Origin of the sequence: Stenotrophomonas sp. 3diitr2024, assembly GCF_042136455.1 — a bacterium.
GTDB lineage: Bacteria > Pseudomonadota > Gammaproteobacteria > Xanthomonadales > Xanthomonadaceae > Stenotrophomonas > Stenotrophomonas sepilia.
This window is the reverse complement of the sequence record NZ_JBHHMJ010000673.1, coordinates 1-7,126: the sequence shown is the minus strand read 5'-3', so window position 1 is coordinate 7,126 and position 7,126 is coordinate 1. Positions and strand designations below refer to the sequence as shown.

7 protein-coding genes are annotated in these 7,126 nt (G+C 66.6%); 5 read left to right on the top strand and 2 right to left on the bottom strand.

The genetic code is table 11. The features are described from left to right. Positions 1-69: 69 nt before the first annotated feature. Positions 70-495: an organic hydroperoxide resistance protein gene (locus tag ABGA94_RS17170; RefSeq protein WP_005416694.1), complete on the bottom strand. Its 426-nt coding sequence runs from the start codon at positions 493-495 to the stop codon at positions 70-72. A 117-nt stretch (positions 496-612) separates the two neighbouring features. Next, positions 613-1,278 (bottom strand): TraX family protein, encoded by a 666-nt coding sequence (locus ABGA94_RS17165; protein WP_005416695.1) that lies wholly within the window; start codon positions 1,276-1,278, stop codon positions 613-615. Between the two features lie 114 nt (positions 1,279-1,392). Between ABGA94_RS17165 and pip the strand changes: the two genes are divergently transcribed. From pip to ABGA94_RS17140, 5 genes are all read left to right on the top strand, one after another. After that, a complete protein-coding gene (gene pip, locus ABGA94_RS17160) occupies positions 1,393-2,340 on the top strand; it encodes a prolyl aminopeptidase (protein ID WP_005416696.1) in 948 nt (315 codons plus the stop codon). A gap of 207 nt (positions 2,341-2,547) precedes the next feature. After that, positions 2,548-2,847 carry a hypothetical protein gene (locus tag ABGA94_RS17155; protein WP_065177732.1) on the top strand — a complete coding sequence of 100 codons (300 nt, stop codon included), beginning with the start codon at positions 2,548-2,550 and terminating at the stop codon, positions 2,845-2,847. Positions 2,848-3,140: 293 nt separating this feature from the next. Beyond that, a complete protein-coding gene (locus tag ABGA94_RS17150) occupies positions 3,141-3,440 on the top strand; it encodes a hypothetical protein (protein ID WP_005416698.1) in 300 nt (99 codons plus the stop codon). Between the two features lie 63 nt (positions 3,441-3,503). Beyond that, positions 3,504-6,263, top strand: a complete 2,760-nt coding sequence (gene mgtA / locus ABGA94_RS17145) for a magnesium-translocating P-type ATPase (protein ID WP_197598971.1) — start codon at positions 3,504-3,506, stop codon at positions 6,261-6,263. A gap of 31 nt (positions 6,264-6,294) precedes the next feature. Beyond that, positions 6,295-7,032 (top strand): MgtC/SapB family protein, encoded by a 738-nt coding sequence (locus ABGA94_RS17140; protein WP_065177730.1) that lies wholly within the window; start codon positions 6,295-6,297, stop codon positions 7,030-7,032. Positions 7,033-7,126: the final 94 nt, after the last annotated feature.

Here is a 7,126-nt window from a genome sequence, read left to right as displayed (position 1 = left end):
CCACTGGACTGGATGGCGCCGGGGTAAACCCGAAGGCCGCAGCGGGCGCGTCCCGCTGCGGCGGTTGGCTCAGGCTACGATGAGCGCGACGTTGATGTTGTTGCGGGTGGCATGCGAGTACGGGCATACCACGTGGGCCTTGCTGACCAGATCGCGTGCCTGCTCGCTGTCGACGCCCGGCAGCGAGATGGTCAGCGCGACGTCGATGGCGAAGCCGGTGCTGACCGGGCCGATGCCAACGCGACCGGTAACCGAAGCATTGTCGGGGATGCTCACGCCCTCGTGGCCAGCGACATGGCGCAGCGCGCCGAGGAAACACGCCGAGTAACCTGCGGCGAACAACTGCTCCGGGTTGGTGCCCGTCCCGCCAGTCCCACCCAGTTCTGCCGGCGTGGACAGCGCGATATCGAGCATCCTGTCCGATGAGGTGGCGTGGCCCTCGCGACCACCGACGGCGGTGGCCTGGGCGGTGTACAGGATCTGTTCAATGCTCATGGAGTGCTCCTTTGCGTGGTTGCGCGACCGCAGACGCGGCCGGAAACCGCATCGTGGAAGCAGGATCGAGCACGTTCCATCGGACAGGGACGATAGCCGCCACCCTGCAGCGACGAATCAGGCGCGCAGCAGCACGAACGCAGCAAGCACCGCCAGGTGCCCGACGTAGTAGAGATAGAACGCCCACCGCCAGCGCGGCAGTGGCCATGTCACCCGCGCGGCCAGCAGCACCACCGGTACGGCCAGCAATGCCCAGCCGTTGTGGTTCGCCCAGCACACCGCTGCGAGCCCGACCAGCAGCAGCCACCACGCGCGATGCCGGAACGCGATCCATCCCAGCAGCACGCAGCCGACACCCGCCCACTGGTAATCCACAAACATCGGCAGCACGCCGGCAGCCAGCAACAGCAGAACGGGCCGATGGTTCGCCAGCGCATGAATGGCCACCGCAGCCAGGGCAAAGGTCAGCAGGATGTTGAGCGGCAGCCAGGAACCAAACGCGAATGCGTGCAATGGCTGCGCGATCAGCCCCCACAACGCGAGCCGGCGTATCGATTTGCGCAGGTCGGCCCCGGGCTGGGCCAGGTTGCAGGCCATCACCAGCGCGAACAGCGGGAAGGCAATGCGCCCCAGTTCGCTGACCACCGGTACGTAGCCGCCAAAGACCACCTTGGCCACGTGATCACCGGTCATGGCCAGCAGTGCGATCCACTTCAGCAGCTCGCGCGCGCCGCTGCAGAGGGTGAAGTTGAAGGTTGACGTCCCGGTCGTGGTCGCTTGCATCGCGGAAGCTTATGCGCATCGGCCAACCCATTTCCAGCGCCGCGCAGGAGCCCGTCGCTGCAGCCCGCAGGTGGCGGCGCTATGCTGGCCGCCCCAGCTTGTGAGACACCTGCCATGCGTACCCTGTACCCCGCCATCGAACCCTACCGCGAGTTCACCCTGCCGGTGAGCGATCTGCACACGCTGCATGTCGAAGAGTGCGGCACACCGGACGGCATTCCGGTGGTGTACCTGCACGGCGGCCCAGGCGCGGGCATTTCACCCACCCATCGCCGTTTCTTCGATCCGGCACGCTACCGCATTGTGTTGATCGACCAGCGTGGCAGCGGCCGCTCCACACCGTTCGGCGAGCTGCGCGACAACACCACGCAGGACCTGGTGGCCGACATCGAGAAGGTGCGTGAGCACCTGGGCATCGAGCGTTGGCTGGTCTATGGCGGCTCCTGGGGGTCGACCCTGTCACTGGCCTACGCACAGGCACATCCCGAGCGCGCCACCGGCCTGATCGTGCGCGGCGTGTTCCTCGGCCGCGAAATGGAAAACCGCTGGTTCGCCGAAGCCAACGGCGGTGCGCGCTGGATCTTCCCGGAGCGCTGGGACCGCTATGAGGCCTACATTCCGGAAGCCGAGCGCGGCGACATGATCGCAGCCTACTGGAGCCGCATGGACAGCCCGGATGTGGCGATCCGGATCGAAGCCGCGCAGGCCTGGCTGGGCTGGGAGGACAACGCGGCCACCCTGCAGCACGACGTGGATGCGCAATCCACCGACGACCCGCTGGACACATTGGCAAAGGCCCGCATTGAAGCGCATTACTTCCGCAACAGCATCTTCCTGGAGCCGGACCAGCTGCTGCGCGATATCGATCGCATCCGCCACCTGCCCTGCGTGATCGTGCAGGGGCGCTACGACATCATCTGCCCGCCGCGCAGTGCGTGGGATCTGGCCAAGGCCTGGCCGGAAGCCCGGCTGGAGATGGTGACCTCCGGCCACAGCGCGAACGAGCCGGCCACGGTGGATGCGCTGGTGCGGGCCACGGACGCCTTTGCCGACCGCTTCTGAAGCAGACGGGAGTGCCGGTCGATGGCCGGCATCCCACCGTTCGAGGGTAGCTTCGACTCCGCGCAATCGCTGCTGCGCGGCCAGGTGAATGGCGACCCACCGGCAACGGTCCACGGCCCCATTCTTCGCAGCCCGCTTACAGCTCCGCGCAGAAGATCCGGCGGTGACCACCGCACCGGTGGTTCGCCCTTTCCCCAGGAGCACGCCATGACCGGTTATCGCTGCCTTCCCATCGCTCTCTCGCTATCTGCGGGCCTGCTGCTGGGCGCCTGTTCCAATCCCCAGGAGGCCAGCAAGGCCACCGCCGCCGAGGACGTGACAGAAGTAAGGCTCATCCCTGCCTACGAATCGCTGGACAAGGACAAGGACGGCATCGTCACCCTGGCGGAAGTCGATGCGGTAGCACCGGACTGGGCCGAACGGCTGCATGCCTGCGATACCGACCGTGACAAGACGTTGACCCGTGGCGAGTACGACGTGTGCAAGCAGACCAGCGCTTCGCATTGATCCATCACTGAACCCTCGATTGGCGCTGTGCATGCCCGGCTATACCAAGGTATAGCCGGGCTAACCCACGAGTCTCTAGGCCTGTCCCATTCAGGGGCGGACAATAGCACCAATGGCCAGGGCAACCCTGGCTGCCAACTTTCCCTCATGGAGACGCAGATGGACCCCGACCCTGCCGGGTGCGCCGCACCCCGGATCACCGCCTGTTGCCTGTTCCTGGCGCCTGCCCGCCGGTCCCTGCCTGCCTGAGTGACGGGGGACCGCCAGGCGCCGCCTGCCTGGAGATCGCCCCCATGTCCTACAAGATCCTCTACATCACCCTGCGCCGCCTGATCGGCGAGCGCGATGTTGCCGCCCTGCGCAGCCAGCTGCTGCAATACGGCCCGGTCATGTTTGCCCGTTCGCTGTCGCTCGGTTCGCCGCGCGTGGTGGCCGACGCCTTGTCGCTGCTGCCGATCAGCGAGCGCATCACTGTGCTGCGTCATCTGCCCTATCCCCTGCGCGATGCGATGAAGCCGCTGTGCATCGGTGGCAGCCAGCGGCTGCACATGCAGCCATGGTCACCGGCGGTGCTGGCGATGCGCCACGCCTGATCTGTGTCACCCATTCCGTTCGTGTTCCGGCTGCGGCCGGCTCTGACATTCGAGGAGCGTCCCATGAGCCTGCTCAACGCCTGGTTCAACGCCTTCCTGCGCAGCCGCCGCGCAGGCAACCTGTTTCGCCGCCGTGCGATGCCCGAAGCCGGGTTCGGCCCGGGCAGCACCGAAGCGGCGCCATTCGCGCTCACCACCGGCCTGGTTACCCTCGCCCAGCAGAATGAAACCCAGCTCCTGGCCACGCTGGGCTCGCATGCCGATGGTCTCAGCCCGCACGAGGCCGGGGAGCGCCTGGCCACGCTCGGGCCCAACGAGGTGGATCACGAGAAGCCGCTGCCGTGGTGGCGGCACCTGTGGCAGTGCTACCGCAATCCGTTCAACCTGCTGCTGACCGTGCTGGCGGCGGTATCCTGGCTGACCGAGGACATCAAGGCGACGATCGTCATCGGTGCGATGGTGCTGCTGTCCACGCTGATCCGCTTCGTGCAGGAGGGTCGTTCGAACCGAGCGGCCGAGCGGCTGAAGGCACTGGTCGGCAACACTGCGCGCGTGCTGCGCCGCAATCCCGGCACCGAGGCTGCGGATGTGGCAGACCAGTACTTCGGCGCGCGCCTGCACAGCCGTCGCCCTGCACGCCTGCTGGACCTGCCGATCCGTGAACTGGTGCCCGGCGACCACATCGTGCTGTCGGCAGGCGACATGATTCCGGCCGATTGCCGCGTGCTGAACGCCAAGGACCTGTTCGTGGCGCAGGCGGCGATGACCGGCGAGTCGCTGCCGGTGGAGAAATTCGCGCACCCGGGCGATGGCCTGGCCGGCCTGCTGGAACAGCACAACCTGCTGTTCATGGGTACCAACGTGGTGTCCGGTACGGCCACCGCCATTGTGCTGGCCACCGGTAACCGCACCTACTTCGGCACCCTGGCCCAGCGCAGCACCGCCACCGACCGTGCGCCCACCGCATTCCAGGCCGGCGTCAACAGTGTCAGCTGGCTGCTGATCCGCTTCGCGCTGGTGATGGTGCCGTTCGTGCTGCTGATCAACGGCTGGACAAAGGGCGACTGGACCGAGGCGTTCCTGTTCGCGCTGTCGGTGGCGGTGGGCCTGACGCCGGAAATGCTGCCGATGATCGTCACTTCCACCCTGGCCAAGGGCGCGGTGCTGCTGTCGCGGCGCAAGGTGATCGTCAAGCGCCTGGACGCCATCCAGAACTTCGGCGCGATGGAAGTGCTGTGCACCGACAAGACCGGCACGCTCACCCAGGACAGGATCGCGCTGGAGCGCCACACCGATGTGTTCGGCCACGATTCGGAAGACGTACTGAAGTTCGCTTACCTCAACAGCCACTTCCAGACCGGGCTGATCAACCTGCTGGACCGTGCGGTACTGGAGCACGTGGAGCTGCAGAGTTCGCTGCGGCTGTCGCAGGACTACCACAAGGTGGATGAGATCCCGTTCGACTTCGAGCGCCGCCGCATGTCGGTGGTGGTCTCCGAGCGCGAGGACCACCACGAGCTGATCTGCAAGGGGGCGGTAGAAGAGATGCTGGCAGTCTGCAGCACCGTGCGTGAGAACGGCCAGGACATGCCGCTGGACGAGCGTCGCCTGGCGCGGGTGAGGCAGACCACCGAGGAACTGAACGAACAGGGCCTGCGCGTGGTTGCGGTAGCGATGAAGGAGACCGCGGCCAGCCAGACCACCTATTCGCAGGCCGACGAATGTAGCCTGACCCTGATCGGCTACGTGGCGTTCCTCGACCCGCCGAAGGAATCGGCCGCGCAGGCGCTGCAGGCGCTTGCCGCGCATGGCGTGGAGGTCAAGGTCTTCACCGGCGACAACGAACTGGTGACCGCGCGTGTCTGCGCGCAGGTGGGGCTGGACGCCGACACCATCCTGACCGGGCCGCAGATCGAGCGCATGGACGACGGCGCGCTGTCGCGGGCGCTGCACCACCATCGCGTGTTCGCCCGGCTGACGCCGCTGCACAAGGAGCGCCTGGTGCGCGAGCTGCGTGCTCAGGGCAAGGTGGTCGGCTTCCTCGGCGACGGCATCAATGATGCACCGGCGCTGCGCGCAGCCGATATCGGCATCAGCGTGGACAGCGCGGTGGACATCGCCAAGGAGGCTGCCGACATCATCCTGCTGGAAAAGAACCTGATGGTGCTGGAGGAAGGCGTCATCCAGGGCCGGCGCACGTTCAACAACATGCTGAAGTACATCCGCATGACCGCCAGCTCCAACTTCGGCAATGTGTTCTCGGTGCTGGTGGCCTCGGCCTTCCTGCCGTTCCTGCCGATGCTGCCGCTGCAGCTGCTGGTGCAGAACCTGCTGTACGACATCTCGCAGATCGCCATTCCGTTCGACAACGTGGACGAGGAGCTGGTGCGCAAGCCGCTGAAGTGGAACCCGGCGGACATCGGCCGCTTCATGGTGTTCTTCGGGCCGATCAGCTCGATCTTCGACCTGAGCTGCTTCGCGCTGATGTGGTACGTGTTCGATGCACGCACGCCGGCCGACCAGGGCCTGTTCCAGTCCGGCTGGTTCGTGGTCGGCCTGCTGACCCAGACCCTGATCGTGCACATGATCCGCACGCCGAAGGTGCCGTTCCTGCAGAGCATCGCCGCGCCGCCACTGCTGCTGATGACCGGCCTGATCATGGCCATTGGCGTGGCCCTGCCGATGAGCCCGCTGGCCGGCTACTTCAAGCTGCAGGCGCTGCCGGCCGGCTACTGGCCGTTCCTGGTGGCGATCCTGTTCGGCTACGCGGTGCTGACCACTGCGCTGAAGCGGTTCTACATCCGTCGTTACGGCTGGCAGTAAGCGCCCGCCGCTTTGTCCAGGGAGAAACACAATGGACATCAATCCGAACCTGCCGGCGTTCGACGCCGGCGCCACGCTCAGCTCGCTGATCAGCCTGTCAGTGGCGTTCGTGCTGGGCACGGTCATCGGCCTGGAACGCCAGCTGCGGCAACGCACCGCGGGCCTGCGTACCAACACGCTGGTGGCGGTGGGAGCGGCGGTGTTCGTCGATCTGGCAGTGCGCTTCCATGACCTGTACGGCGGTCCACCGTCACCGCTGCATGTGGTGGCCTATGTGATCTCCGGCGTCGGCTTCCTTGGTGCCGGCGCGATCATGAAGGACGGCGCGCAGGTGTCCGGCCTGAACACCGCCGCCACCCTGTGGGGATCGGCGGCGGTGGGAGCATGTGCCGGTATCAAGCTGCTGCCCGAAGCAGTGCTCGCCGCGGTGTTCGTGCTGGCCGCCAACACCCTGCTGCGGCCGGTGGTGAACCGCATCCAGCGGCAGCCGCTGCCGGAAGCGTTCAGCGAGGCAACCTATGCGATCAACGTGGTCTGCCAGCGCGAGCAGCAGGCCGAGGTACTGGACCAGCTGTTGCTGCTGCTTGAGCAGGCGCAGTACCCGGTGCGCGCGGTGGACCAGCGCCCGTTCGGCGAGCGCGACGTGGAAATCGAAGCGGTGCTGTATGCCACCACGGTGGATGCCGGCGAACTGGATGCGGTACTGGCGACGCTGGCGACCACGCCCGGCGTGCTGCAGGGGTTCTGGAACGCCAGCCTGGAGGAGTAGTGCCGGCCGCTGGCCGGCAACCGGATGATCCGCGGACGCCCCATGCATCGCCTCGGCATGCCCACCGCTGGGGGTAGTGCCGGCCGCTGGCCGG

What these genes read in the sequence shown, in the direction of transcription:
- mgtA (WP_197598971.1), top strand. Translation starts at nt 3,504, where the DNA reads ATGAGCCTGCTCAACGCCTGGTTCAACGCCTTCCTGCGCAGCCGCCGC.
- pip (WP_005416696.1), top strand. Translation starts at nt 1,393, where the DNA reads ATGCGTACCCTGTACCCCGCCATCGAACCCTACCGCGAGTTCACCCTG.
- ABGA94_RS17170 (WP_005416694.1), bottom strand. Translation starts at nt 495, where the DNA reads ATGAGCATTGAACAGATCCTGTACACCGCCCAGGCCACCGCCGTCGGT.
- ABGA94_RS17140 (WP_065177730.1), top strand. Translation starts at nt 6,295, where the DNA reads ATGGACATCAATCCGAACCTGCCGGCGTTCGACGCCGGCGCCACGCTC.
- ABGA94_RS17150 (WP_005416698.1), top strand. Translation starts at nt 3,141, where the DNA reads ATGTCCTACAAGATCCTCTACATCACCCTGCGCCGCCTGATCGGCGAG.
- ABGA94_RS17155 (WP_065177732.1), top strand. Translation starts at nt 2,548, where the DNA reads ATGACCGGTTATCGCTGCCTTCCCATCGCTCTCTCGCTATCTGCGGGC.
- ABGA94_RS17165 (WP_005416695.1), bottom strand. Translation starts at nt 1,278, where the DNA reads ATGCAAGCGACCACGACCGGGACGTCAACCTTCAACTTCACCCTCTGC.